This is a genomic window from Streptomyces brasiliensis, assembly GCF_014647875.1.
Taxonomy (GTDB): domain Bacteria; phylum Actinomycetota; class Actinomycetes; order Streptomycetales; family Streptomycetaceae; genus Streptomyces; species Streptomyces brasiliensis.
This window is the reverse complement of record NZ_BMQA01000002.1, coordinates 416,136-441,172: the sequence shown is the minus strand read 5'-3', so window position 1 is coordinate 441,172 and position 25,037 is coordinate 416,136. Positions and strand designations below refer to the sequence as shown.

Annotated in this window: 21 protein-coding genes and 1 pseudogene; 15 read left to right on the top strand and 7 right to left on the bottom strand. The window is 70.5% G+C overall.

Annotated features, from left to right (window positions below; translation table 11 throughout):
* Positions 1-54: 54 nt before the first annotated feature.
* Positions 55-474 carry a hypothetical protein gene (locus IEZ19_RS05685; protein WP_189309871.1) on the bottom strand — a complete coding sequence of 140 codons (420 nt, stop codon included), beginning with the start codon at positions 472-474 and terminating at the stop codon, positions 55-57.
* Between the two features lie 191 nt (positions 475-665).
* The gene (locus IEZ19_RS05680; RefSeq protein ID WP_189309870.1) at positions 666-1,451 is read right to left on the bottom strand and encodes a DUF8842 C-terminal domain-containing protein; all 786 of its coding nucleotides are present in this window, start codon (positions 1,449-1,451) and stop codon (positions 666-668) included.
* A gap of 536 nt (positions 1,452-1,987) precedes the next feature.
* On the opposite strand from IEZ19_RS05680, the gene IEZ19_RS05675 reads away from it, so the two are divergent.
* Together IEZ19_RS05675 and IEZ19_RS05670 are read left to right on the top strand one after the other, a co-directional pair.
* Entirely contained in the window at positions 1,988-2,683 is a 696-nt protein-coding gene (locus IEZ19_RS05675; protein ID WP_189309869.1) for a LysM peptidoglycan-binding domain-containing protein, read from the top strand.
* Positions 2,684-2,880: 197 nt separating this feature from the next.
* A complete protein-coding gene (locus IEZ19_RS05670; protein WP_189309868.1) occupies positions 2,881-3,921 on the top strand; it encodes a helix-turn-helix transcriptional regulator in 1,041 nt (346 codons plus the stop codon).
* 1 nt (position 3,922) lies between these two features.
* On the opposite strand, the pseudogene ctaD reads toward IEZ19_RS05670, so the two are convergent.
* Positions 3,923-5,494: pseudogene (gene ctaD, locus IEZ19_RS05665) on the bottom strand (aa3-type cytochrome oxidase subunit I); the annotation flags it as partial.
* A 409-nt stretch (positions 5,495-5,903) separates the two neighbouring features.
* Here ctaD and IEZ19_RS05660 point away from each other — a divergent pair.
* The gene (locus tag IEZ19_RS05660) at positions 5,904-6,119 is read left to right on the top strand and encodes an I78 family peptidase inhibitor (RefSeq protein WP_189309867.1); all 216 of its coding nucleotides are present in this window, start codon (positions 5,904-5,906) and stop codon (positions 6,117-6,119) included.
* A 118-nt stretch (positions 6,120-6,237) separates the two neighbouring features.
* On the opposite strand, the gene IEZ19_RS05655 is transcribed toward IEZ19_RS05660, so the two are convergent.
* Together IEZ19_RS05655 and IEZ19_RS05650 are read right to left on the bottom strand one after the other, a co-directional pair.
* Positions 6,238-7,260, bottom strand: a complete 1,023-nt coding sequence (locus tag IEZ19_RS05655) for a phosphatase PAP2 family protein (protein ID WP_189309866.1) — start codon at positions 7,258-7,260, stop codon at positions 6,238-6,240.
* A gap of 237 nt (positions 7,261-7,497) precedes the next feature.
* Positions 7,498-8,775, bottom strand: a complete 1,278-nt coding sequence (locus IEZ19_RS05650; RefSeq protein ID WP_189309865.1) for a glycosyltransferase family 39 protein — start codon at positions 8,773-8,775, stop codon at positions 7,498-7,500.
* 261 nt (positions 8,776-9,036) lie between these two features.
* Here IEZ19_RS05650 and IEZ19_RS05645 point away from each other — a divergent pair, with 261 nt between their 5' ends.
* Both IEZ19_RS05645 and IEZ19_RS05640 read left to right on the top strand, forming a co-directional pair.
* Positions 9,037-10,638 carry an MFS transporter gene (locus tag IEZ19_RS05645; protein WP_189309864.1) on the top strand — a complete coding sequence of 534 codons (1,602 nt, stop codon included), beginning with the start codon at positions 9,037-9,039 and terminating at the stop codon, positions 10,636-10,638.
* Positions 10,639-11,325: 687 nt separating this feature from the next.
* A complete protein-coding gene (locus IEZ19_RS05640) occupies positions 11,326-12,516 on the top strand; it encodes an acyl-CoA dehydrogenase family protein (protein ID WP_189309863.1) in 1,191 nt (396 codons plus the stop codon).
* Between the two features lie 38 nt (positions 12,517-12,554).
* On the opposite strand, the gene IEZ19_RS05635 is transcribed toward IEZ19_RS05640, so the two are convergent.
* The gene (locus IEZ19_RS05635) at positions 12,555-12,992 is read right to left on the bottom strand and encodes a cell division protein SepF (RefSeq protein ID WP_189309862.1); all 438 of its coding nucleotides are present in this window, start codon (positions 12,990-12,992) and stop codon (positions 12,555-12,557) included.
* 312 nt (positions 12,993-13,304) lie between these two features.
* On the opposite strand from IEZ19_RS05635, the gene IEZ19_RS05630 reads away from it, so the two are divergent.
* Positions 13,305-14,390 carry a DUF5685 family protein gene (locus IEZ19_RS05630; RefSeq protein ID WP_189309861.1) on the top strand — a complete coding sequence of 362 codons (1,086 nt, stop codon included), beginning with the start codon at positions 13,305-13,307 and terminating at the stop codon, positions 14,388-14,390.
* A 128-nt stretch (positions 14,391-14,518) separates the two neighbouring features.
* On the opposite strand, the gene IEZ19_RS05625 is transcribed toward IEZ19_RS05630, so the two are convergent.
* Positions 14,519-15,472, bottom strand: coding sequence for an ABC transporter substrate-binding protein (locus tag IEZ19_RS05625; RefSeq protein ID WP_189309860.1), 954 nt, complete (start codon positions 15,470-15,472; stop codon positions 14,519-14,521).
* A 451-nt stretch (positions 15,473-15,923) separates the two neighbouring features.
* On the opposite strand from IEZ19_RS05625, the gene IEZ19_RS05620 reads away from it, so the two are divergent.
* From IEZ19_RS05620 to IEZ19_RS05580, 9 genes are all read left to right on the top strand, one after another.
* Positions 15,924-16,784: an amino acid ABC transporter permease gene (locus tag IEZ19_RS05620; RefSeq protein WP_189309859.1), complete on the top strand. Its 861-nt coding sequence runs from the start codon at positions 15,924-15,926 to the stop codon at positions 16,782-16,784.
* Positions 16,781-18,565 carry an FAD/NAD(P)-binding protein gene (locus tag IEZ19_RS05615; protein ID WP_189309858.1) on the top strand — a complete coding sequence of 595 codons (1,785 nt, stop codon included), beginning with the start codon at positions 16,781-16,783 and terminating at the stop codon, positions 18,563-18,565. The genes IEZ19_RS05620 and IEZ19_RS05615 overlap by 4 nt, the downstream gene beginning before the upstream one ends.
* A gap of 50 nt (positions 18,566-18,615) precedes the next feature.
* Positions 18,616-19,377, top strand: coding sequence for an amino acid ABC transporter ATP-binding protein (locus tag IEZ19_RS05610; protein ID WP_308428928.1), 762 nt, complete (start codon positions 18,616-18,618; stop codon positions 19,375-19,377).
* 37 nt (positions 19,378-19,414) lie between these two features.
* Positions 19,415-20,266, top strand: a complete 852-nt coding sequence (locus IEZ19_RS05605; RefSeq protein ID WP_189309857.1) for an LLM class flavin-dependent oxidoreductase — start codon at positions 19,415-19,417, stop codon at positions 20,264-20,266.
* A gap of 20 nt (positions 20,267-20,286) precedes the next feature.
* Positions 20,287-21,069, top strand: a complete 783-nt coding sequence (locus IEZ19_RS05600; RefSeq protein WP_189309856.1) for a DUF1684 domain-containing protein — start codon at positions 20,287-20,289, stop codon at positions 21,067-21,069.
* A gap of 259 nt (positions 21,070-21,328) precedes the next feature.
* A complete protein-coding gene (locus IEZ19_RS05595) occupies positions 21,329-22,234 on the top strand; it encodes a S1 family peptidase (RefSeq protein ID WP_189309855.1) in 906 nt (301 codons plus the stop codon).
* Between the two features lie 148 nt (positions 22,235-22,382).
* On the top strand, positions 22,383-23,186 hold the full coding sequence (locus IEZ19_RS05590) for a slipin family protein (RefSeq protein WP_189309854.1): 804 nt from the start codon (positions 22,383-22,385) through the stop codon (positions 23,184-23,186).
* Positions 23,187-23,417: 231 nt separating this feature from the next.
* Entirely contained in the window at positions 23,418-24,497 is a 1,080-nt protein-coding gene (locus IEZ19_RS05585; protein WP_189309853.1) for a S1 family peptidase, read from the top strand.
* 296 nt (positions 24,498-24,793) lie between these two features.
* Entirely contained in the window at positions 24,794-24,994 is a 201-nt protein-coding gene (locus IEZ19_RS05580) for a hypothetical protein (protein ID WP_189309852.1), read from the top strand.
* The last annotated feature ends 43 nt before the right edge of the window (positions 24,995-25,037 follow it).

Below are 25,037 nucleotides of genomic sequence, written 5' to 3'. Positions count from 1 at the left end.
GAACGACCGAAGGGCGGTCCCTGTTCCGACGGGGGCCGCCCTTCGTGCCGTACGTCAGAGGCCGCGCCGCGGGCCGGGCGGCAGTGCCGCCGGGACGTGGGGCACCCCCGTGTCCTGCCGCCCCAGCAAGCCGACGCGCTGCCACTGCACCTGCGACTGACCGCTGCTGCTCGGCCGGACGCTGTACGCCCCCGCGCTGTAGGCGCTGTACACACTCGACCCGTACGACGTCGAGCCGTACACCCCCGTGTCGTGCGTGCCGGTGCTGTGCGGGGCGTACCCGAAGGCCACGAACCCCAGCTCCTCCTCGCCGGTGCGGTCACCCGGCAGGGTCCGGAAGGACTTGACCCACTCCGCGTAGAGCGTGTCGTAGATCGGCGTGGCCGATGGTCCGCCCGGAGAGTCCCGCCCGGCCCGCGCGGACGGGATGGTGGTGAAGGAGGGGCGGCGGGAAGAAACGTCGTATGCGTGCACGTATGTCCAAACGACCCGAAACGTGAAGAGATGCGGGCGTATGGCGCCCCGCGGGCGCGCCCCGAAAAGGCACGGGCCGTTTCGGCATGCGGCTCCGCCGCGTGGGCGCGAGCAGCCGAAACGTGGCCCTCACCCGCCCTCGCGTCCGCACGGGCCACAGCACTAGGCGCTCACGTCCCCGGCGTTGGTGCTCACGTCCCCGCCAGCGGCAACGTCGCAGCGACCAGCAGACCGTTCGCCGCCGCCTTGTCGAGCGCGTCCCGCAGCAGGTCCTCACGCGGCTGACGCCCGATCGACCCGACCGGCGCCGCGAACATGAGCACCTGCTGGTGCTTGTTCGCCGCCGCCCGCCAGCTGTCCGTCACCTGGAGCGGCTGGTGCGCCTGCCACCAGGCGACCGGCTGCCCGCCGTTGCCGCCGGGCTGCAGGACCGCGTGCAGCTGACCGACCGCGAGCAGCACCGACCAGCCGTGCAGCACCGGCGGCACGCTGCTCAGCTCGATCACCGGCATGAACCCCTGCTCGATGAGCAGCGGCAGGAAGTCGTCACCGGCACCGGTCGTACCGGGGCGCACGATCGGCGCGGTCGGCTCCACGACGAGCGCCGGGTGCAACTCCCCGGCGATCAGGACGAGTCCGCTGGTCACCCCGAGCACGGCCTGCTCGGGCGCGGGCTGCTGCGCGGTACCGGGGGAGGCGCTGTCGCCGTTGATGGAGCGGACTGCGCCCTGCAGTTGCTCCTCGGTGACCTGGACGACCTGCGAGGGCAGGCAGCTGGCGTGGGCGAAGGCGAGGACGGCGGTCTCGTCCCCGATGAACAGAACGGTGCTGGTGCGCTCCTGCTCGGAGTCGCCCGGGGTGCGACAGGACGTGCAGTCGTAACTGCCCGGTGCGTTCTCTCCGGCGAGCAGCCGGTCGGCTTCTTCGTCGCCGATCTCGGCGCGTACGGCGTCACTGACGTCGAGCATGCGCGGCACGGTGGCTCCCTCGGGATGCGGTGCGGTGCGACCGGGTGGCTCCCGGCCCAATGAGCCCCGGGGGTTCCGGGCTCATGAAGAAGACAACGGGTGATCTGTGGCCGGAGTCACGCACCGGCGCGAACGGAATCGAACCATCCACCGCACAGCGTCACGACCGGCGCGGAATCGGATACTCCGTGTCAACTCTTCGGAGAGCAAAGGAATTTGGGCCGGTGAAGTGAATCACAGACGACTCGTGTCTCTGGTCGACAAATCCGGAAATCAGCGAATGAAATGGGTGGCTGAAAATCGTCGATACCCGGGGTAACAGTGAACTGGCCTGGAATGACGGGGAGTTGGTTGATATCAGCCGGTCCGGCTCCCTAGATTCCTCCGCCGTGTGCAACGAGCACCGCTCGGGTACGTCCGCCGGCCGCACCAGGCAAGAACGCAGCACCGGTCCAGGCGGACGGGTCGGAGCGCGGCGAACCGCGTCCATGCGCGGCGACCGTGTTCCGGCCTGGGGGACCCCGGGTCCGTGGAGAGGGAATTACATGTCCGAATGTGCCGATACCTACGCCGCCACCACCCGTGACAGCGCGCGCCCCGACGGCGCCCGCAAGGCACGCACGACGGCGGTCCTCGCCGGCGCGGCGCTGCTCGTCCCGCTGGGACTGCTGGCCGCGACCGGCAACGCCGCGGCGGCTGACAACGGGGTGTGGGACCGCATCGCCCAGTGCGAGAGCGGCGGCAACTGGCACATCAACACCGGCAACGGCTACTACGGCGGACTCCAGTTCTCCGCCGGCACCTGGCGCGCGTACGGCGGAACTGCCTACGCGTCGACCGCCGACCGGGCCTCCAGGGCCCAGCAGATCGCCGTCGCCACCCAGGTCCAGCACGCGCAGGGCTGGGGTGCGTGGCCGGTCTGCTCGGCACGGGCCGGTGCGTCCGGCGCCGCACCCGCGGCCGCCTCCTCCGGTACGGCGGCCGGGAAGACCGCGAGCCGCAACAGCACCGCGCACACCGTCAAGTCCGTCCCGTCGAAGCCGGTGAAGACGCCGGAGCGTACGACGGGCCACACCACCCGGGGCTCGTCCCGCGGTGACTACACCGTGCGCGAGGGCGACACCCTGAGCGGCATCGCCGCCCGGCACGGGACCACCTGGCAGCGGATCTACGCTGCCAACAAGGCCCTCATCGGCGGTGACCCCGACCTGATCGTGCCCGGACAGCGCCTCGCCCTCTGAACAGCTCCCTCTGTCCCGGACACGCGGCCCCGCCCGGTCACCCGACCGAGCGGGGCCAGGGGCCGCGCGCGATGGCATCGCGCGCGTGCGTGGACGCGTTCATGAACCGCAGCCGGCACTGTCCCGCAAGAGGACATGAACCGTACGTGCTTCGACGTGCCGCAACTGCCGTACGAGCCCTGAGACAGACTGGGCCCATGCTGGAGACCTCGGCACGACTGCTGCGCCTGCTCTCGCTCCTCCAGGCCCACCGCGAGTGGTCCGGGGCCGAACTGGCCGAACGGCTCGGTGTCACACCGCGCACCGTGCGCCGGGACGTGGACCGGCTGCGCGAACTCGGCTACCCCGTCAACGCCAGCCCCGGCACCGGCGGCGGCTACCAGCTGGGCGTGGGCGCGGAACTGCCGCCGCTGCTCCTGGACGACGACGAGGCCGTCGCCGTCGCCGTCGGCCTGCGCACCGCCGCCGGACAGGGCATCGAAGGCATCGGTGAGACCTCAGTACGCGCCCTGGCCAAGCTGGAGCAGGTGCTTCCGCACCGGCTGCGGCGCCGGGTGGGCGCCCTCAACGCGGTCACCGTGCCGATGCTGCGCGGCCCGCTGTCCTCGGCCGTCGACCCGGCCGTCCTGACCGAACTGGCCCACTTGTGCCGGGACTCCGAGCGCCTGCGCTTCGAGTACCGCGGCCACGACGGCACCGTCACGCGCCGTACCGCCGAACCGCACCGGCTGGTGTGCACCGAGCGCCGTTGGTACCTGGTCGCCTGGGACACCGACCGCGCCGACTGGCGCACCTTCCGGGCCGACCGCATCACCCCCAGGCCCCCGCACGGCCCTCGCTTCACCCCGCGCCGGCCGCCCGCCGAGGACCTCGCCGCCTATGTCTCCAAGGGGGTCTCCACGCGCGCGTACACCGACCGGGCCGTCGTACGGCTGCTGGTGCCCCTGCGCGAGGCCGCCGAACGCATCTCGCCCTCCGTGGGCACGCTGGAGGCCGACGGCGACGACGCCTGTCTGCTGCGCACCGGGGCGCACGGGCTCGACGTGATGGTCATCCACGTGATGATGATGGGCTTCGAGTTCGAAGTCGTGGAACCGGCCGGGCTGACCTTGGCGATCAGGACGGCCCGGGACCGGCTGTCCCGCGCGCTGGAGCGGGACGGTCGTCCTCCAGCGCCGCGTACTCCGGGTGGTGCAGATCGAACGCGGGGGCCTCGGAACGGACCCGGGGCAGCGTGATGAAGTTGTGCCGCGGCGGCGGACACGACGTCGCCCACTCCAGGGAGCGTCCGTACCCCCAGGGGTCGTCGACCTCGACCTTCTCGCCGTGCTTCGTGGTCTTCCAGACGTTGTAGAGGAACGGCAGCGTCGACAGGCCGAGCAGGAAGGCGCCGATCGTCGAGACCGTGTTCAGCGCCGTGAAGCCGTCGGCGGCCAGATAGTCGGCGTACCGGCGCGGCATGCCCTCCGCGCCCAGCCAGTGCTGCACCAGGAACGTGGTGTGGAAGCCCACGAACAGAGTCCAGAAGTGGATCTTCCCGAGCCGCTCGTCGAGCATCTTCCCGGTGAACTTGGGCCACCAGAAGTAGAAGCCGGCGAAGATCGCGAAGACGACGGTGCCGAACACGACGTAGTGGAAGTGCGCGACGACGAAGTACGAGTCCGTGACATGGAAGTCCAACGGCGGCGACGCGAGAATCACCCCGGTCAGTCCGCCGAACAGGAACGTCGCCAGGAAGCCGCACGCCCACAGCATCGGCGTCTCGAAGGACAGCGAGCCCTTCAGCATGGTCCCGGTCCAGTTGAAGAACTTCACGCCCGTCGGCACCGCGATCAGGAACGACATGAAGGAGAAGAACGGCAGCAGCACCGCGCCCGTGGCGAACATGTGGTGCGCCCACACCACCACCGACAGGCCGGTGATCGTCATCGTCGCGCCGACCAGCGTCAGATAACCGAAGATCGGCTTGCGGCTGAACACCGGGATGATCTCCGTGACGATTCCGAAGAACGGCAGCGCGATGATGTAGACCTCGGGATGCCCGAAGAACCAGAACAGGTGCTGCCACAGCAGCGCACCGCCGTTGGCGGCCTCGAAGACCTGGGAGCCGAACCGCCGGTCAGCCTCGAGGACCAGCAGGGCCGCCGCGAGCACCGGGAACGCCATCAGGATCAGGATCGACGTGAACAGCGTGTTCCAGGTGAAGATCGGCATCCGGAACATCGTCATGCCGGGCGCGCGCATCCCGATGATCGTGGTGATGAAGTTGACCGCGCCCAGGATCGTCCCGAAGCCGGCCAGCGCCAGCCCCATGATCCACAGGTCGGGTCCGACGCCGGGGGAGTGCACGCCGTCGTTGAGCGGCGCGTAGGCGAACCAGCCGAAGGCGGCGGGGCCCCCGGGCACGGCGAGCGAGCCGAGCACGATCAGACCACCGAACAGGAAGAACCAGTACGACAGCATGTTCAGCCGGGGGAAGGCGACATCGGGCGCGCCGATCTGCAGCGGCATCAGCTCGTTGGCGAAGCCCGCGAAGCTCGGGGTCGCGAACAGCAGCAGCATGATCGTGCCGTGCAGGGTGAACAACTGGTTGAACTGGTTGTTGTCGACGATCTGCAGCCCGGGACGGGCGAGTTCGGCACGCATCAGCAGCGCCATGACCCCGCCGACCAGGAAGAAGGCGAACGACGTGATCAGATAGAGATGGCCGATCTTCTTGTGGTCGGTGGTGGTGAGCCAGTCCACGGCCAGCCGCCCGCCCCGCGGACGCGGCACGGGTCGCACCGCCGTCCCTACGGTCTCGGTCCCCATCGCTCGCTCGCCCCTTCGCTCGTCGCGCCCGGGTCCGCCGCAGCCATGATGCTCGTCTCCCCGTGGGCCCGACAGAGGGCGTACGGGGGTTCTGTGGCGACGCGGTGAATTTCCTATGCGACGTCATTTCCCGCGGTATCGGTCGGATTCGGCGGTGAAACAGCCCGCGTGATGCTCCCCGGGCAGCACTCCCGCGAACTTTCCAGCAGGCTTTTCGAAGGGGCGTCGCAACACGCGGGAATTACGTTCGAATGCGCCGGTAAGGCGTAAGGAACCGCCCGGTCGTGTGACGGAGTTCGACGGAAACGCGTGTCGTGATCCTGTGACAGAAGTGTGACCGGAGAGGTATGCGTGACGGTCGCCACGCCTTTGACTTCCACGGTCGGCGCGGAGCGCCTAGCGTGGCCGTATGGCAAACATTCCCACTCCGCCGCCGGAGCCCCAGGACAGTCCGGCCGGGTACGTCGGCCTCGACGCAGCGCACGCCGAGCGGCTCGCGCGGGAGCGCGGATGGTCGACGGTACGGTCGTTGCCGCCGGGCGCGATCATCACCATGGAGTACCGCGTGGGGCGACTGAACTTCGAGGTGCGGGACGGCACGGTGGCCCGCGCCTGGAAGGGCTGAGCCGCCGCGCGGGCGACGAGACACATAACGGCGAAGGCCCCGGTCCTGCATCCAGGACCGGGGCCTTCGAACGTCGCGGGGGTGGGCTGTGCGTACCGGTCCCGCCGATGCGGCTGCGTCAGCCGCCCGTCAGCGGACGGGCCGCCGGGGCGGTGCCGCGCGGGACACGGTCCGAGTGCGGCGGGCGGCGGCTGCCCGCCGGGGTGACCGGGGTGCGCTCCGAGCGGGCGGTGTGCGGGCCGAGCGCCAGATGAGTCGGCGCCCGGGGTGGGCGGACCGAGGCGGCCGGCTCGCGGCCGGGTGCCGCTCCGTCCGCGGGCGTGGTGCGTGGCTGGAGCACAACGGGCGTGACCGGTACGGCCGGTGCCGGCACCGTACGGCCGCGGCGGGAGCGCCAGCGGTCGCGCAGGTCGAACAGCGCGATCTCGGCCCGGGCGATCAGCGGCTCGAACCACGGCAGCGCCAGCAGGATCAGCAGCCCCGCGGCCCAGCCGAGCAGCACGTCGCTCAGCCAGTGCGTACCGAGGTAGACGGTGGTGAGGCCGACGCCGAGCGAGGTCACCGCCGACACCGCGGACAGCCAGCGGCGCGCTCCCGGAGTGGAGGCCAGATAGGCCAGGATGCCCCAGGTGACGACCGCGTTGGCGGTGTGGCCGCTGGGAAATATATCGCCGCCCAGACCCATCTCGTTCGAGCCGATCACGGTGGCGTAGTGCGGCCCGAGCCGGCCCATGCCGATCTTGGCGGCGCCGACCGTGATGTTCAGCAGCAGCAGGGACGCGCCGAGGGTCAGCATCGGACGGAGCGTGTGCTGCCGCCAGGAGCGCCAGCCCAGCCAGGCCGCGACCATCACGGCGGTCGGGCCTCGCTGGCCGAGCACCACGTAGTAGTCGAGGAAGGCGTGGATCTCCGGCCATTGCTGGTACGGCCGGAAGAACATGACCTGCCAGTCGAGGCGGACCAGCCACGAAGTGGTCACCACGGCCCACACGATCGCCAGGTAGAAAGCCAGGGTCGCGGAGAACAGAACGACCCGGTGCCGGCTCATCTTCGGCACATCGATGTGAGCCGGTCGTTCCGGCTCACGGTCCAGCCTGGCGAACACCCGGTCCAGACGGGTGAGGTTTCGTTCGGTACGCACCCAATGGACGTTACAGCGAGTGAGCTCATGCCCCGGTCGAATCACCGGCTTTGTGATGACGATGTGATGTGGGAAACCTCTCAGGAGCACGCTAATTTCCGATGAATCCGCAATCTGTGGCGGGCATCTTCTTCAATTCCTTTGATCATGCCGGGCGTTCGTTATAGCGCACTTATGAATTCGTTCACCGGGGCATGGGGTGGAATTTTCCCGGCGCTCACTGGCCGTACAGACGGCTCACGGTGGACCGGAGCCATTCAGCCAGAACGCGCCATAGACCGCCGACGCCACTGCGACACCGGCCATGACCAGGGCCGATCGAGACGTGCGTAGTCGGGCCAGGGCCGACGCGACGGGCAGCAGGAGAGGGAAGGCGGGCAGCAGGAGCCTCGGCTTGGAGCCGAAGTAGCTTGACGCGCACAGGGCGAGAGCGACGACGACACCCGTGTACACCAGCAGCGGAAGCGGCTGATGCTGCCGCACGCCGGTGACGTACAGCCAGATCACCAGGCCCACCCCGATGATCAGCCCGAGCCCGGCGAGAGCCGACGGGAATGACGTGAACTTGTCGGCGACGAAACGGGCGAAGGCGTACCCGCCGTCGAAGCCGTTGCGCCAGCCGGCCTGTACGTCGAGATAGCCGAGGGGGCCCTTGCCGGTGCGACGGCCGACCCACAGGACATACGCGGCGGCGCCGAGGGGGGCGAGGAGCATGCCGAGGGCGCGAGGCCACAGGGGTGCGCCGAGAGTGACGGAAGAGGCGCGTGTTTCGCCGTTCGCGCCGTCCGCTTCCCGAACGCGCCGGGCGTGGACGGCGCTTGCCAGATCAGGAGCGCGTTCGCCGACCCGCGCGCCGTACGAGGTGAGCGTGCGCCGATCTCGCACGAACGGGGCAATGCCCGCGACCCACACCGCCGCCACGACGGCGAGGCCGACCGGCCGGGTAAGCCCCCCGAGGGCGGCGAGCGTCCCCGCCGTCACCCAGCGGCCGGTCAGTACGGCGTACAGCGACCAGGCGGCGAGCGCCGTGAAGAGCGACTCGCTGTACGCCATCGACTGCACGATCCCGACGGGCAGTACGGCCCACAGCAGAACGGCGCAGACACCGGCCCTGGGCCCGTACGCATGATCAGCGACCGCGAAGATCCCCCACGCCGCCGCGAGAGACGAGACCAGAGCCACGACGAAGCCGGCGTCGGCGTACGACAGCGGCGTCAGCGCGTGCAGCAGCCGCTCCAGCCAGGGCAGCAGCGGGAAGAACGCGAGATTGGAGTGGACGTCGCCGTTCGGTAGCCGCACCTCGTAGCCGTAACCGAGATCGGCGACCCGCGTGTACCACAGCGCGTCCCAGCGGGCGGTCAGCAGCGTGTATCCGCTCGAGCCGCGCGCCGCGCTCCACACCGCCAGCACCAGCAGGCCCAGGGCGCGGACGGCGGCGTACCCGAGGAGGGCCGGGGCCGCCCGGCGCAGGGGTGTGGCGCTGGACGGTGCCACACGCGTCGCAAGATCGGTCACGGGCTCGATTATCGACCGGGCGCGGAACCGGAACGGTAACCGGGACGTGGTCAAGGAGGCGGACAGTGGCGTACGCCACATGCGTCCGCGGAGAGTGTGAGAGGTCCGCCACGTGCCGCCGTAACGAACTCGCGTACGCTGACGTGTCACTCGCGTTCGTCTCGAACGGCGCCGGAGACCCCGCTCCTCTCCGGCCGAACGACGGGGCGTCCCCACTCCGCCGAGCCGCCGCACGCGAGGGAACTTCTTGGAGGTACGTACATGTCCGGGACGACCACGGCCGCCGCAGCGCTGCGCCGTCGGGCGGCCGGGGCCGGTGCCAACCGCTGGGTCGTCCTCGTCGTCCTCTGCGTCAGCCTGCTGCTCGTCGCCCTCGACGCGACCGTGCTGCACGTGGCCGTGCCCTCCGTCACCGAGGATCTCAAGCCCGGCGCCATGGAGCTGCTCTGGATCGTCGACGTCTATCCACTGGTCTGTGCCTCGCTGCTGATCCTCTTCGGCACGCTGGGCGACCGGGTCGGCCGCAGACGCGTCCTCCTGCTCGGGTACGCCCTGTTCGGCGTCGCCTCCGCGGTCGCGGCCTTCGCGCCGAGCGCCGAGGTGCTGATCCTGGCGCGGGCGCTGCTCGGTGTGGGCGGCGCGATGATCATGCCCGCGACGCTGTCGATCCTCCGGCAGGTCTTCCCCGACCGCCGCGAGCGGGCGCTGGCGATCGGCATCTGGAGCGCGGTGGCTGCGGTCGGCGCGGCGGTGGGTCCCCTGCTCGGCGGCTTCCTCCTCGAGCACTTCTGGTGGGGCGCGGTCTTCCTCGTCAACATCCCGCTGATGCTGGTCAGCCTGCCGGTCGGCCGACTGCTGCTGCCCGAGTCGCGGGGCGATCGCGACGGGCCCTGGGACGTGGTCGGCGCGCTGATGGCGGCGGCCGGGCTGTTCGGGGTGGTCTTCGGGGTGAAGCGGCTCGGCGGCGGGGAGCCGGCGCTCGACGCGCTCACCCTGGCGCCGCTTGTGCTGGGCGTGCTGCTGCTGGTGTTGTTCGTACGGCGTCAACGGCGGCGTCCGTTCCCGCTGGTGGACCTGCGGATGTTCGTGCGGCCGGCGTTCAGTACGTCGGTGGGCTGCATCGTGCTGGCGATGCTCGCGCTGGTCGGCCTGGAGCTGATCGCGGCGCAGTACCTGCAACTGGTCCTGGGCCTGTCGCCGCTGGAGACGGGTCTACGGCTGCTGCCGCTCACGATCGCGGCGATGGCGTCGGGGTTGGCGGGCGCGCGGATGCTGCGGCGGTTCGGGCCGCGCCACATGGTGTGCTTCGGGTTCTGCCTGACCGCGGCGGCGGTGGTGACGCTGACCGCGATGGGCGGGGAGGACGACGCGGGGCTGCTGCTGTTCGGGTTCGTGCTGCTGGGCTTCGGGCTGGAGACGACGCTTTTCGGGGCCTACGAGTCGATGCTCAGCGAGGCGCCGTCCGAGCAGTCGGGCGGGGCGGCGGCGATCGGCGAGACGTCGTACCAGCTGGGCGCCGGGATCGGCATCGCGCTCCTCGGGAGCGTGATGAACGCGGCGTACGCGCCTGGACTTGCGTCCGTGCCGGGGGTGCCGGCGTCGGCGTCCGCGTCGGCGGGGCATTCGCTGGGCGAGGCGTACGAGGTGGCCGGGCGGCTGGGCGGGGCGCCGGGCGCTGCGCTGAGGCGGGCGGCACGGGACTCGTTCGTGCACGGGCTGCATGTGACGTTGCTCGTGAGTGGCGGGCTGTTGTTGCTGGGGGCGGTGATGGCGTTGCGGTTGCCGCGGGTCATGCACTGCGAGGAGGCTCCGCTGGAGGTCCCGTCCCCGAGGGAACCGGAACGGTCCCGCGTCTCGGTGTGACCCACTTCGCCCACCCACGCACCACCCGTGCCACTGGGCGGAGAGGCCGGACTTGCCCGCGGGGGCGGACCGCCGCCGGCGGCTGCGGGCGGTGGGTCGGGGGGTGACCTGCGGTGGGTTGTGGGAGCGGTCCGCGGTGGGGGGGTGGGGCGGTCTGCGGTAGGTGGTGGGGAGAGCGGTGTGGGGGGGGGGTGGGGGCGACCTGCNGGGGGGGCGCTCCGCGGTGGGTAGTGGGGAGTGGTGTGGGGGTTGGGTGGGGTGACCTGCGTGGGTTGTGGGGAGCCTGTCTGCGGTGGGTAGTGGGGAGTGGTGTGGGGGTGGGTGGGGTGACCTGCGTGGGTTGTGGGGAGCCTGTCTGCGGTGGGTAGTGGGGAGTGGTGTGGGGGTGGGTGGGGTGACCTGCGTGGGTTGTGGGGAGCCCGTCCGCGGTGGGTTGTCGGGAGCGTCCGTCGGTGGGCTGTGGGGAGCGATCCGCGCCCGCCGACCGACTCGCTGACGCCTTGAAATCCTGCCGCGGCCGCCGAGGGCGCGAAGCCCCACGGGAAGCCCGGCCTGTCGCCCCAGCCGCACGGGTGGTGCGTGAGCGGGAGAGGAAAGGACCGTCGGCTGGACGTGCAGCGGGCCGCGCCGTAGTCTCAGCCCGTACTTAGCGCTGCTAGTTTTATTTTGCCGGAGTCGGAGGGTTCCATGTCCTCGTCCCAGAAGCCGCCCCCGTTCGACCCCGCCGACCCCCTCGGCATCGACGACCTCCTCACCCCCGAGGACCTCGCCGTCCGCGACACCGTCCGCACCTGGGCCGAGGACCGCGTCCTGCCGCACATCGCCGAGTGGTACGAGAAGGGCGAGCTGCCCGGCATCAGGGACCTCGCCCGCGAACTCGGCCGCATCGGCGCCCTCGGCATGTCCCTCACGGGATACGGCTGCGCCGGCGCCTCCGCCGTGCAGTACGGTCTCGCCTGTCTCGAACTGGAGGCCGCCGACTCCGGCATCCGCTCCCTCGTCTCGGTCCAGGGCTCCCTCGCCATGTACGCGATCCACCGCTTCGGCAGCGAGGAACAGAAGCAGCACTGGCTGCCCCGTATGGCTGCCGGAGAGGTCATCGGCTGCTTCGGCCTCACCGAGCCCGACCACGGCTCCGACCCCGCCTCCATGCGCACCCACGCCAAGCGCGACGGCACCGACTGGGTGATCAACGGCCGCAAGATGTGGATCACCAACGGCTCCGTCGCCGGTGTCGCCGTCGTCTGGGCGCAGACCGACGACGGCATCCGAGGCTTCGCCGTACCCACCGACGCCCCCGGTTTCTCCGCGCCGGAGATCAAGCACAAGTGGTCCCTGCGTGCCAGCGTCACCAGCGAGCTGGTCCTCGACGACGTACGGCTGCCCGCCGATGCCGTACTTCCCGGGGTCACAGGACTGCGCGGCCCGCTCAGCTGTCTCTCGCACGCCCGCTACGGCATCGTCTGGGGCGCCATGGGCGCGGCCCGCAGCAGCTTCGAAGCAGCCGTCGACTATGCGAAGACACGGGAGCAGTTCGGTCGGCCCATCGGCGGCTTCCAGCTCACCCAGGCCAAACTCGCCGACATGGCGGTCGAACTGCACAAGGGCATCCTGCTCGCCCACCACCTGGGGCGGCGCATGGACGCCGGGCGTCTGCGTCCCGAGCAGGTCAGCTTCGGCAAGCTCAACAACGTACGGGAGGCCATCGAGATCTGCCGCACGGCGCGGACGATCCTCGGTGCCAACGGGATCTCGCTCGAATATCCCGTGATGCGGCACGCGACCAACCTCGAGTCGGTGCTCACCTACGAGGGCACCGTCGAGATGCACCAGCTCGTGCTGGGCAAGGCGCTCACCGGGCTCGACGCCTTCCGCTGATCCCCATGAGCGGGGCAGGGCCGGCGAGCGGCCCTGCCTCAGCTCTGGTTGAAGAAGCCGTCCGAGCGGTGCGCGGCCGCGTCGCCGCTGACGATCTCGGTGTCGGCGGGGGTCAGCAGGAACACCCGGTTGGACACGCGGTCGATCGAACCGCGCAGCCCGAAGATGAGCCCCGCCGCGAAGTCCACGACGCGCTTGGCGTCGGCGGGCTCCATGGCCGTGAGGTTCATGATGACCGGGACCCCGTCCCGGAACAGTTCGCCGATCGCGCGCGCGTCCCGGAAGCTGTCCGGGGTGACCGTGCCGATACGGCGGCCCTTCTCCTCGGCGGTGTCCGAGGCCACCTTGACCCGCGGGTCGGTGACCCAGGCATCCCCGGACTCGGTCCCTTCGGAGTAGTCGTCGTCGTAATAGCGCTCGTCATCGTTGTCGTCGACGAGGCCAAGCCAGGCACTCGCCTTGCGTACCGATCCCATGGACGCCTCCTCTCACAGCGGTCCTTCTTGCTTTCCGCATCCCTATGGTCATCCATGATGCGGATGGCGCGCCAAGTGGATAGACGCCGCGCGGGGGGTTTGTGACGCTACTGGTGCACAGCCGATCCGTCGAGAGTCCTTCTCCCCCAAGGGTCGTACCACGTACGGCTGCTGACTGTGAGTGAAATAATATTCTTCGCGGCGTACGGGTGAGATGTGGTGCGTCCGGGTGAGCCGAACCACTGATACGACGTGACAGTCGGCCGATACGATGCCGCAGCTCAACGTCGAATCACGGCGCGGGGGATCGTCGTGTTCGGAATCGTCAGGCCTTGTGGTCACCGGCTCGGTGAGAGCCTCAAGACACAATGGATAGCGCATTTGTGCGGGCTGTGTCTCGCGCTGCGCGGGGACCACGGCCAGTTCGCACGGGTCGTGACGAACTATGACGGGCTTCTCATATCGGTTCTGACGGAGGCTCAGTCCGAACGGGCCGGAGGATGGCGGCGTGCGGCCGGACCGTGCCCGTTGCGCGGCATGCGCACCGCGTCCGTCGCCCAGGGCGAGGGAGCGCGGCTCGCGGCGGCCGTCTCGCTGGTGCTCGCGTCGGCCAAGGTGCGTGACCATGTCGCCGACGGGGACGGGGTGCTGGCGCGCCGGCCGGTGGCGGCGGCCGCGCGCCGGGTCGCCGACAGCTGGGGGCGTGCGGGTGCGCGCAGCGGTTCCGCCGTGGGGTTCGACACGGGGCTCCTCGTGGACGCCGTCGACCGGCAGACCGGCATCGAGGCGCTCGCCGGGCCGGGGACGCCGGTCCTGACGGTGACCGAGCCGACCGAGACCGCGACGGCCGCCGCCTTCGCGCACACCGCGGTGCTGGCCGGGCGGCCGGGGAACGCCGAGTCGCTCGCCGAGGCGGGGCGGCTCTTCGGACGGCTCGCCCACCTGCTGGACGCCGTGGAGGACAGGGAAACTGACGCCACGTCGGGTGCGTGGAACCCTCTGGCCGTGACGGGGACGTCCCTTGATGAGGCCCGTCGGCTCGCCGACGATGCCGTGCACGGCATTGGGCTCGCCTTGCGGGAGGTCCAGTTCACCGACGGCAGGCTGGCGCATCTGCTGCTCGCACATGAGCTGGAGAGGTCGGTCGACCGGTCCTTCGGCACGATTCCCTCCGGGGGTGAGCCGCCGCGTCTTGAGAAGCGGGGGTTCTGGGCGGGGTGTGCCGTGGCGACAGGGCTGTGCTGTACGTGCAAGGTGTGTTGTGCCGACGAGTTCGAGGGGCCGTGGTCTCGTCGGCGACGGCAGGGTTGTTGCAGCAACTGCGATTGCTCATGCTGCGAGGCGTGTGAGTGTTGCGAGTGCTGTGAGTGTTGCTCGTGCTGTGACTGTGGGGTTTAGCGCCGTTTCGCCGTAGGGGTTCTCTCTCCGGGCGGGTGCGGCTTTTCATATGGTTGCTCGCGCCCACGCGGCCGAGCCGCACATCGATACAGCCCCGCGCTCCTGGGGGGGGGGCGCGGGTGCCGGCGTCAGCCCTTTAGTTCCGGGGGGCTGATCTGGGACTTTGTTATTGCCGAGTCCGTTGTTCCCCATTTCTTGAGAATTTTTTCGTACGTGCCGTCAGTTATCAGTTCGTCGACCGCCGCCTGGAAGGCAGGGGCCAGTTTCGTGCCCTTCTTGGAGGCGAAGCCGACGTCGAGGCGGTGGAATTCGTTGAGGAACTTCACGCCGGGCTGGTGGGCGACGGCGTAGCGCAGGCCGTTGATCGTGGACATCACGACGTCGCTGCGGCCCTGCTGGATCGAGGACCAGATCGCGCCCTGCTCGGCGTAGGTCTGCACCGCGTACGGCTTCTTGCCGGCGTCGGTGCAGACGTGCTTGTTCTCCTCCAGCGTGGCCTCGAAGGTCGTGCCCGCGCTCGTCGCGATATTCAGGCCGCACAGCTGCGCGAGGTCGGTGACCTTGCCCAGCTTGCTGTCCTTGCGGACAGCGAAGCCCTGGCCGTCGTTGATGTACGTGACGAAGTCGATCGTCTTGCGGCGCTCGTCGGTCACGCCGAAATTGCTGGCGCCGAAGTCGTACTTGCCGCTGTCGAGCGCGGGCAGGATCGCCTCGAAGCCGGCCTGTTCGACCTTGACCTCGAGGCCGAGGACATGCGCGACCGCCTCGGTGAAGTCGACGTCCTGGCCGGTCAGCGTCTTGTTGTCGTCCAGATAGCTGACCCCGGGCGGGGTGTTGCCCACGGCGACCCCGACGGTGAGGTTCTTCGTGCCCGGTGGCAGCAGAGCGGCGGCCGCCGGGTCCTTGTGGATGGCGGAGACCACGTCCGTGATGGGGATCTTGTCGGACGCGGCGGCAACGCGGGCGGCGCCGGTCGTGGACGACTCGTCGCCCGAGCCGCATGCAGTGAGCAGCAGGGCGGCCGAGGTGAGCAGGGCGAAGGGGGCGAAAAGTCTATAACGGGCGCGAGTGGGCGTATGCATCGGGTAGCTGTCTCCTGGGAGCAGAAGGCGTGCGGAGCGCGAGGGGAGGGGTGCGCGTGTGAAGGCGTGAAGCAGGGAGCAGAGAGATGTGCGGGGCACGCAGGAAGCGGCTGCCTACGGGCAGCGCGCGCAGGGGGTCAGCTCAACAGGAACAGGACCACACGCGACCGAAGTCGATGTGGGAGCGGGTGACCAGCCACTGCTGTGGATGCATGGGCCAAGTGGAACAGGTCCCCGGAACCGCGTCAACTGACTTGAGACGTACGGCTCACAGTGTGGACAACCTTGACAGTGAAGGGAAACGCCCGCGTACGCTCGGTGCACGGCCCTGCTGAGGGGCTCGGCCGTACAGCGCCGTGCGCGGCGCTCCGTGTGAAGGCACCCACCGTGTTCGACCTTCCCCACTCTCGGCTTCGCACGAGCGGGGGGATCCCCACCACGGAGCCTTCGCATGTCATCCGACACCCTCGCCAAAGTCCCCGTCGATCCGCAGATACCTCCTGAGCGCGCGGAGACACTGCGGATCGTCCCGCATCGCCGGTTCGGGCAGTGGACGGCCGCCGTCGTCGTTCTGGTCCTGCTCGGGTTCGCGGTCGATTCCGTCCTGCGCAACGACGCGTTCCAGTGGGACGTCGTCGCCGACTGCTTCACCGCGGACTCCGTGCTGCGCGGGCTGTGGCTCACGCTGTGGCTGACGGCCGTGGTCATGGTTCTCGGCTTCGCCCTCGGCGCCCTGCTCGCCGTCTTCCGGCTCTCGGCCAACCCCGTGCTGCGGGCTGTGAGCTGGGGGTACGTGTGGCTGTTCCGGTCGATCCCGATCCTGGTGCAGCTGCTGCTGTGGTTCAACATCGGGGCGCTGTACCCGCATGTCTTCGGTGTGAAGACGGTCGATCTGTTCAGCCCGATCGCCGTCGCGATCATCGGGCTCACCCTGCACGAGGCCGCGTACGCCGCCGAGGTGGTGCGCGGCGGCATCCTCTCCGTCGACCGCGGCCAGATCGAGGCCGCGCAGGCGCTCGGCCTGAGCCGGTGGCGCCGGCTGTGGCGGATCGTACTGCCCCAGGCGATGCGCTCCATCGTGCCGCCCGCGGGCAACATGCTGATCGGCGCCCTCAAGGGCACCTCCATCGTCAGCGTCATCGCCGTCAGCGACCTGCTCTTCTCGGCGCAGCTCATCTACCACCGCACCTACCAGGTCATCCCGCTGCTGATGGTCGTCACGATCTGGTACACCGTCGTCACCTCGCTGCTCGGCGTTGGCCAGTACTACGTGGAGAAGCACTTCGCGCGCGGCACGAAGGCGGCGCGATGAGTGCGACGGGAGCGGGAGGGCTCGGGCGGCCGCAGCTGGTGATCGTCGGGGCCGGGCCGCGGGGAACCGGCCTGCTCGAGCGCATCGCCGCCAACGCACCTGATCTGTATGCCGGTTCAGGCCTTGACATCCATCTGGTCGACCCGCACGAGCCGGGCGCCGGACGCATCTGGCGCGCCGCGCAGTCGCCGCTGCTGTGGATGAACTCGCACGCCGAGGACGTCACCATGTTCACCGACGAGACGGTGACCATGAAGGGCCCGGTACGGGAGGGGCCCACCCTGCACGAGTGGGCCGGCCTCGACGGCCGTACCTTCGCCGACCGGCAGATCCAGGGGCGCTATCTGCGGTGGGTGTACGACCGTGCGGTGGCCGAGCTGCCTCCGGGCATCACCGTCCACCACCACCCCCGGCGCGCCCTGCGCGTCAGCGGTCCGCGCGAGGGCCGCCAGCAGGTGTGGCTGGAGGGCCGCCCACGCCCGCTCCTCGCCGATCTCGTCGTCCTGGCCCTCGGCCACCTGGACGCCGAACTCGGCGACGAACAGGCCGAGTTGGCCTCGTACGCCGCCACCCACGGGCTGGTGCACCTGCCGCCCGACTTCACCGCCGACAGCGACCTCACCTCGCTGGAGCCCGGCGCGCCCGTCGTCGTCCGCGGCTTCGGGCTCGCCTTCGTCGACCTGATGGTGCTGCTCACCGAGGGCCGCGGCGGACGGTACGAGGGCGACACCTATGTCCCCTCGGGGCGGGAGCCGGTGCTGTACGTGGGTTCGCGGCGCGGTGTGCCGTACCACGCGAAGATCGGCTACGACTGGAGCGGCGAACGGCCCCCGCTGCCCCGCTTCCTCGGGCCGGCCGAGGTCGACGAACTGCTCGCCCGACCCGCCGGCTTCGACTTCCGGCGGGATGTCTGGCCGTTGGTGGAGAAGGAGCTGGGGTTCGCGCACTACCACCGGCTGTTCACCGTCCACCCGGGGCGGACGGCGGTCGCCTGGGCCGACTTCGAGGAGAAGTACGCCGCCGCGGCGAGCGCCGTCGAGATCCAGGCCCTGGTCTCCGCCGCCGTACCGGACCCGGCCGACCGGCTCGACCTCGCCGCGCTCGACCGCCCCCTCGACGGGGTGCGCTACGCCTCGCACGAGGAGTTCCAGCACGGGTTGCGCGGCTACGTCGAGCACGACCTCGGCCGTCGGCACGATCCCCGGCACAGTGCCGACCTGTCCGTCTTCCTCGGGCTGCTCTCCGTGTACGGGCAGTTGATCCGGCTCGGGGACATCGGGCCCTGGTGGCACGGCTTCTTCAGCTATCTCGCCTCCGGGCCGCCCGGACCCCGGCTGCGGCAGCTGCTCGCGCTGTCCCGGGCCGGCGTCGTCCGATTCGTCGGCGCCGACATGGCGGTGACGGCCGAGGGCGCGGTGTTCCGGGCGTCGAGCCCGACCGTACCCGGCTTCTCGGTCGAGGCGCGGGCGCTGGTCGAGGCGCGGCTGCCCGAGCCCACCGTCGGACGCGCCCGCGACGGTCTGCTGCGCGAACTGGCCGCCGACGGGGCCGCCGAGACCCCCGACGGGCTGCTGAGGGTGGACGCCGGGGACGGCCGGGTCCTCGACCGGTCCGGGCGGGCGCATCCGCGGCGCTTCGCGCTCGGGCCGTTCACCGACGCCCGCGCCCCCGGCGCGTTCACCCGGCCGCGCACCGGCGGTCCGGCGTTCCGGCAGAACGACGCCACCGCGCGGGCCGTCCTGGCCTTCCTGCGGGAGCGGTCCGGACGCGCCGCCGCGTAACCCCCAGTCCACCCAACCGAGTTCACCGAGTCCACCGAAGGATCCACGCGATGAGCGTCATGGTCGACATCAGATCCGTCCACAAGAGCTTCGGCACGCTCGATGTTCTCAAGGGCATCGATCTCCAGGTGCGCACCGGAGAGGTCACGGTCGTCCTCGGCCCGTCCGGCTCCGGCAAGTCGACGCTGCTGCGCGCCATCAACCACCTGGAGAAGGTGGACCGGGGCGCGATCAGCGTGGGCGGCACGCTGATCGGCTACCGGCGCTCCGGAGACAAGCTGTACGAACTGCCCGAGCGCGAGGTGTTGAAACAGCGCACCCGGATCGGCTTCGTCTTCCAGGACTTCAACCTGTTCCCGCACCTCAGCGTGCTGGACAACGTCATCGAGGCGCCGGTCTCCGCGCTGAAGCGGCCCCGGAAGGAGGCCGTGGACGACGCGCGCCGACTGCTCGACCGGGTGGGGCTCGCGGACAAGGCCGACAGCTACCCGGGGCAGCTGTCCGGTGGTCAGCAGCAGCGGGTCGCCATCGCTCGCGCCCTTGCCCTGAAGCCCAAGCTGCTGCTGCTCGACGAGCCGACCTCCGCGCTCGACCCCGAGCTGGTCGGTGAAGTCCTCGACGTCATCAAGGACTTGGCGGGGCAAGGCGCCACGATGATCGTCGTCACCCACGAGATCGGCTTCGCCCGCGAGGTCGCCGACACGGTGGTGTTCATGGCCGACGGGCGGATCGTCGAGCAGGGCCCACCTGCCCAGGTGCTCGACGATCCGCGCAGCGAGCGGACACAGGCGTTCCTCTCGAAGGTGCTGTGAAGAACATTTCGCATCTACTGAGAAAGGGGGTCCCCGCATGACCGCACCGCACGGCCGCAGGCAGCTGCACCTGGCCGCCGCCGTCGACCAGCAGTCGGCGTACGACTTCGGCTCCTATGTCGAGCTGGCGCGGCTCGCCGAGAGCGGTGGCCTCGACTTCGTGACGCTCGGCGGCGGCTTCGCCCGCCCGGGTCCTGACCCGCTCGCCGTCCTGTCCCGGGTGGCGTCCCGGACATCCCGTATCGGCCTCGTGCCCACAGTGACCTCCTCCCAGGCCCAGGCGGACGTCGCGACTCTCGACCGGGTCAGCCGCGGCCGGGCCGGCCGGCGGCTCGACGTCCCGGCCGGCGAGGGCGAGGCCCGTCTCCTGCGCCACCAGCCCGTCCGCATCGTCGACGTCGCCGACGGGGAGGCCCCGCGCGCGGCGGCCCGGTACGCCGACGTGGCGCTGGTGGGTGCCGCGAGCGCCGCGCAGGCGTCCGCCGTACGCGACCGACTGCGCGCTCTGGCCGACGAGTCCGGCCGGGACCCGGACACGCTGCGGGTCCTGGTGAGTCTCGTCGTCGACCTCGGGGGCGGCGAGCACGCCGCCGAGCCGGGGCACGGCGGGGGCGGCCCCCGCCAGACCGCCCAGGGCCCGTTCTACCGGGGCGGCCCGGTCGACCTCGCGGAGCTGGTCGCCGCCTGGCACCAGGACGGCACCGTCGACGGCTTCCACTTCATCCCCGCCGAACCGCACCGCGACCTGGAGCGGCTCGTCAACGGCACGGTCGCGCTGCTCCAGCACCGCGGACTGTTCCGCACCTTCTACCCGGGCAGCACGCTGCGGGAGCACCTGGGCCTGCCCCGGCCCGCCGACCGGTACGTCGTGAGCGGGGGAACCTCATGACCGTACGAAAGGATCACGACATGACGACGACGGACGCGTCCGGCGACTGGAAGCGTTGGCACGCGCACCGCACGGAGACGGTCTCGGCGCCCTACGGGCCGCTCGCGCTGGCGGGCACCCACTGGATCGAGGACCATCCGGCGGGGCGACTTCCGGACATCCCGGGGAGCTGGGCCGTCGACGGCGACGCGGTCGTGCTCACCGCCGACGGGGCCGACGGCCTCCTGCTGGACGGTGAGCCCTTCGCCGGCGAGGCCCGCCTCGGTGCCGACAGCGAGCCGTCGGCCCGCGTCACACTGGGCGGACGCAGACTGGTCGTGCTGGTCCGCGAGGGTGTGTGGGGCGTACGGGACTACGACCCGCAGGCCGGGGCGCGCCGCGCCTTCCGGGGCATCGACGCCACTCCGTACGCGCCGAACTGGTCGGTGCCGGGGCGCTTCACGCCGTACGACGGGACGCGCACCGTGCGCGTGGGCAACGCGGACGGACGCGAGCGCGGACTCGCCCTCGCCGGTGAACTCGCCTTCGCCCTCGGCGGACAGGAGCTGACGCTCCAGGTCGCGCAGCAGGCCGACGGGCGGCTGTGGGCCGTGTTCGCCGACGCCTCCAGCGGCGAGGGCAGCTTCCGGTTCCGCTTCCTGTACCCGGCCGCGCCCGACGCGGACGGCCGCACCACGGTCGACTTCAACCGCGCCCAACTGCCCCCGTGCGCCTTCGCCGGCCACTTCATCTGCCCCTTCCCGCCGCCGGGGAACACACTGGACGTCGCGATCGAGGCGGGGGAGCGCAACCTCGTCGGGTAGCGGGCACCCCCGCAGGGGAGCGTGAAGCGGTCGAAAACCGTGTGGTTACGGACACGAAATGGGCAGCAATTCGCAAAGGTAGTTCAAAGGTTGACGGCCGAAAGGCGCTCTTGCGCCGACCGGCCGTCCGGCCGAATACTCCCCCCAGCGCTTGTCAGGGGCACGGCATGTCCGGAATCCGGGCGGCCCGCCCCCTGACCGCGCCTCACGGGCCCCGACCCCACGCGGGCCCCCGACTTCCCCCGGGAGGGAACGAAAAGTGAGGATCAAGCGCACCACCCCCCGCAGCGGAATCGCGAGACGGACCAGGCTGATCGCCGTGGCCACCGGATTCGTGGCCGCAGCCGCGATCGCCGTCCCCACCGCGAACGCGAGCGACGCCCACACGTTCAGCGCCAACCAGCTCACCAGCGCGCGGGACTCGGTCCTCAAGGCCGACGTCCCCGGCACGGCCTGGGCGGTGGACAGCACGACCAACCGTGTCGTCGTCACCGTCGACAGCACCGTCTCCGACGCCGAGATCGCCAAGATCAAGGAGCAGGCGGGCAGCAACTCCGGCGCGCTCACCATCAAGCACACCTCCGGCACGTTCAAGAAGCTGATCTCCGGCGGCGACGCCATCTATGCGAGCAGCTGGCGCTGCTCGCTGGGCTTCAACGTCCAGGACAACAGCGGGAACTACTACTTCCTCACCGCCGGTCACTGCACCGACGGCGCGGGCACCTGGTGGTCGAACTCGTCCCACTCGACCACCCTCGGCACCACCGCCGGCTCGTCCTTCCCCGGCAACGACTACGGCATCGTGCGCTACACCAACAGCTCGGTGGCCAAGTCGGGCGCGGTGGGCAGCGTGGACATCACCAGCGCGGCCACGCCCTCCGTCGGCGCCACGGTCTACCGGCGAGGTTCCACCACCGGCATCCACAGCGGCCGGGTCACCGCGCTCAACGCGACCGTCAACTACGGTGCCGACGGCGTTGTCAGCGGCCTGATCCAGACCACGGTCTGCGCCGAGCCCGGCGACTCCGGTGGCCCGCTCTACTCCAACGGCGGTGTGGCCTACGGTCTGACGTCCGGCGGCAGCGGCAACTGCACCTCCGGCGGTACGACCTTCTTCCAGCCGGTCACCGAGGCACTGAGCGCCTACGGGGTCCACGTCTTCTGACGCCGGCTCCAGGGCACGGCCCCGCACGCACCGGCCCCCGCACGCAACTGGCGTGCGGGGGCTCCCTCTTGCCCGGCTCGGGGAGTTACCGTCGAAGTACAGGAAGTGCTCTCCTGAACACTCCCACTTCGGACCCCTGGGGGCCGGCATGGTCGAGTTGCTGGTGGCGGCGGGAGCGACCCTCGTGTCCGCCGGAGCGGTGTACGTGATGGCGGCGGCGCGCGTCGTCAAACAGTACGAGCGGGGTGTCGTCTTCCGGCTCGGCAAACTCCGCTCGGACGTCCGCGAGCCGGGATTCACCCTGATCGTGCCGTTCGTGGACCGGCTCCAGAAGGTCAACATGCAGGTCGTGACCATGCCGGTGCCGGCCCAGGAGGGCATCACCCGCGACAACGTGACCGTACGGGTCGACGCCGTCGTCTACTTCAAGGTGACCGCGCCCGCCGAGGCGGTCGTCCGGGTCGAGGACTACCGGTTCGCGGTCTCGCAGATGGCGCAGACCTCACTGCGTTCGATCATCGGCAAGAGCGAGCTGGACGACCTGCTGTCCAACCGCGAACAACTCAACCAGGGGCTGGAGTTGATGATCGACAGCCCGGCCGTGGAGTGGGGCGTCACCATCGACCGCGTCGAGATCAAGGACGTGTCCCTGCCCGAGACCATGAAGCGGTCCATGGCGCGGCAGGCCGAGGCCGACCGGGAGCGCCGGGCCCGGGTCATCAACGCCGACGCCGAGCTGCAGGCGTCGAAGAAGCTGGCGGAGGCGGCCAAGGAGATGTCCGAGCAGCCCGCCGCGCTGCAACTGCGGCTGCTGCAGACGGTGGTGGCGGTGGCGGCCGAGAAGAACTCCACGCTGGTGCTCCCCTTCCCGGTGGAGCTGCTGCGCTTCCTCGAGAAGGCCCAGCAGCAACTGCCTCCGGCATCCGGAGGGTCGAATTCCAGCCAGGGCTAGACGTCACTCTCCGCCGAGGAGTTACTCGCTCGTAGCATTTGCAGTGCGAATTTCCTGGGGTGACCGTAAACGGTCAAAGAGGTGGGGGCGTGCGGCACCGTCCACGCGCGTCCTGAACTCGACCTTGTGCGCTCCCTGCGGAGTTCGGAAGAGTGGGCGCCCGTCAACCAGCCTTCCGGTCCATGAGGCCCCCACAACCTCGCGGATCATCCCCCCACAGGAGGACGTGAGTTGAAGCACCGACGCATACCCAGGCGGCGGGCCGTCGGGGCGGGTGCGGGAATCGCCGCACTGGTCGCAGCGGGGGTCGCCTTGCAGAGTGCGAACGCCAGCGAGACCGCGAAGACCGCCGCGCCCGAGACCCTGTCGGTCCCGGCGGCCGGAAAGCTCGCCTCCACGCTCGTCCAGGACCTCGGCGGCGACGCGGCGGGCACCTACTACGACGCGCAGACGAAGAGCCTCGTCGTCAACGTGCTGGACGAGACGGCCGCCAAGGCCGTCGAGGCGGCCGGCGCCAAGGCCAAGGTCGTCGTGAACTCCCTCGCCGAACTCGACGGCGCCCGTGCGACGCTGGAGAAGGACGCGGCCATCCCCGGCACCTCGTGGGCGACCGACCCGGTCACCAACAAGGTCGTCGTCACCGCCGACAAGACCGTCTCCAAGACCGAGTGGGCCAAGCTCACCGACGTGGTCCAGGGGCTCGGCGACAAGGCCGGACTCCAGCGCTCGAAGGGTGAGTTCAAGCCCTTCATCGCGGGCGGCGACGCCATCACCGGCTCGGGCGGGCGCTGCTCGCTCGGCTTCAACGTGGTCAAGGACGGCCAGCCGTACTTCCTGACCGCCGGACACTGCACCGAGGCCATCTCCAGCTGGTCGGACTCGTCCGGCAACGTCATCGGCGAGAACGAGCAGTCCAGCTTCCCGGGCAACGACTACGGCCTGGTCAAGTACACCGCGGACGTCGACCACCCGAGCGAGGTCGACCTCTACAACGGCTCCGCGCAGCAGATCACCGGCGCGGCCGAGGCCACCGTCGGCATGCAGGTCAGCCGCAGCGGCTCGACGACCCAGGTGCACGACGGCACGGTCACCGGTCTGAACGCCACGGTGAACTACCAGGAGGGCACGGTCAGTGGTCTCATCCAGACCGACGTCTGCGCCGAGCCCGGTGACAGCGGCGGCTCGCTCTTCTCGGGCAGCAGCGCGATCGGCCTGACCTCCGGCGGCAGTGGCGACTGCACCTCCGGCGGCGAGACGTTCTTCCAGCCGGTCACAGAGGCGCTCTCGGCGACGGGCAGCTCGATCGGCTGACGCACCACCGCACGGCCCAGGAGTCCCGCCCCGCGCGCGAGGGGCGGGACTTGGTGCCGGGCATCGCCCCGGCTGCCCGGCCGTCGCGGCCTCCGTCGTCGACCTCGCCGATCCCGCCAGGGACCGCTGGACGGTCGTCCCCGCGGCCGACGGCGAGCGGGACGGCCCGCGCCGTTGCCGGCCGCGGCGGGATTCGACCCGCCCGTGCCGCACGCGGGCTGTCACACGACCACGTCCTTGACCGTGGTCGGTGAAGCGGTGGCCCCCGCCGGCCCACCTCCGGCCCGCGCGAGGGCATGGCGATCGGTCCGCTGCGGGGAGACCTGCTGGTGGCACGCCTGCTGCTCCACCGGCGCCGCGGCTCGGACCCGGAGACGTACGCCCTCCTCTGCACCGAGCTCGCCGCTGCCTGTCGGGAGGCGGCCCTGAGCGCCGGCCCGTACCGGCAGTGGCTCCCGCGCAACAAGAGCCTGCTGCTGCACGCACCCGCGGCGTGACACCCCGCCGCCCGTTCGCGCAGGTGAGACGCGCTCGAACAGA

Excerpts from the sequence above, each read along its gene's own strand:
- IEZ19_RS05675 (WP_189309869.1), top strand. The coding sequence starts at position 1,988 with ATGTCCGAATGTGCCGATACCTACGCCGCCACCACCCGTGACAGCGCG.
- IEZ19_RS05670 (WP_189309868.1), top strand. The coding sequence starts at position 2,881 with ATGCTGGAGACCTCGGCACGACTGCTGCGCCTGCTCTCGCTCCTCCAG.
- IEZ19_RS05660 (WP_189309867.1), top strand. The coding sequence starts at position 5,904 with ATGGCAAACATTCCCACTCCGCCGCCGGAGCCCCAGGACAGTCCGGCC.
- IEZ19_RS05645 (WP_189309864.1), top strand. The coding sequence starts at position 9,037 with ATGTCCGGGACGACCACGGCCGCCGCAGCGCTGCGCCGTCGGGCGGCC.
- IEZ19_RS05640 (WP_189309863.1), top strand. The coding sequence starts at position 11,326 with ATGTCCTCGTCCCAGAAGCCGCCCCCGTTCGACCCCGCCGACCCCCTC.
- IEZ19_RS05635 (WP_189309862.1), bottom strand. The coding sequence starts at position 12,992 with ATGGGATCGGTACGCAAGGCGAGTGCCTGGCTTGGCCTCGTCGACGAC.
- IEZ19_RS05625 (WP_189309860.1), bottom strand. The coding sequence starts at position 15,472 with ATGCATACGCCCACTCGCGCCCGTTATAGACTTTTCGCCCCCTTCGCC.
- IEZ19_RS05620 (WP_189309859.1), top strand. The coding sequence starts at position 15,924 with ATGTCATCCGACACCCTCGCCAAAGTCCCCGTCGATCCGCAGATACCT.
- IEZ19_RS05615 (WP_189309858.1), top strand. The coding sequence starts at position 16,781 with ATGAGTGCGACGGGAGCGGGAGGGCTCGGGCGGCCGCAGCTGGTGATC.
- IEZ19_RS05610 (WP_308428928.1), top strand. The coding sequence starts at position 18,616 with ATGAGCGTCATGGTCGACATCAGATCCGTCCACAAGAGCTTCGGCACG.
- IEZ19_RS05605 (WP_189309857.1), top strand. The coding sequence starts at position 19,415 with ATGACCGCACCGCACGGCCGCAGGCAGCTGCACCTGGCCGCCGCCGTC.
- IEZ19_RS05600 (WP_189309856.1), top strand. The coding sequence starts at position 20,287 with ATGACGACGACGGACGCGTCCGGCGACTGGAAGCGTTGGCACGCGCAC.
- IEZ19_RS05590 (WP_189309854.1), top strand. The coding sequence starts at position 22,383 with ATGGTCGAGTTGCTGGTGGCGGCGGGAGCGACCCTCGTGTCCGCCGGA.
- IEZ19_RS05580 (WP_189309852.1), top strand. The coding sequence starts at position 24,794 with ATGGCGATCGGTCCGCTGCGGGGAGACCTGCTGGTGGCACGCCTGCTG.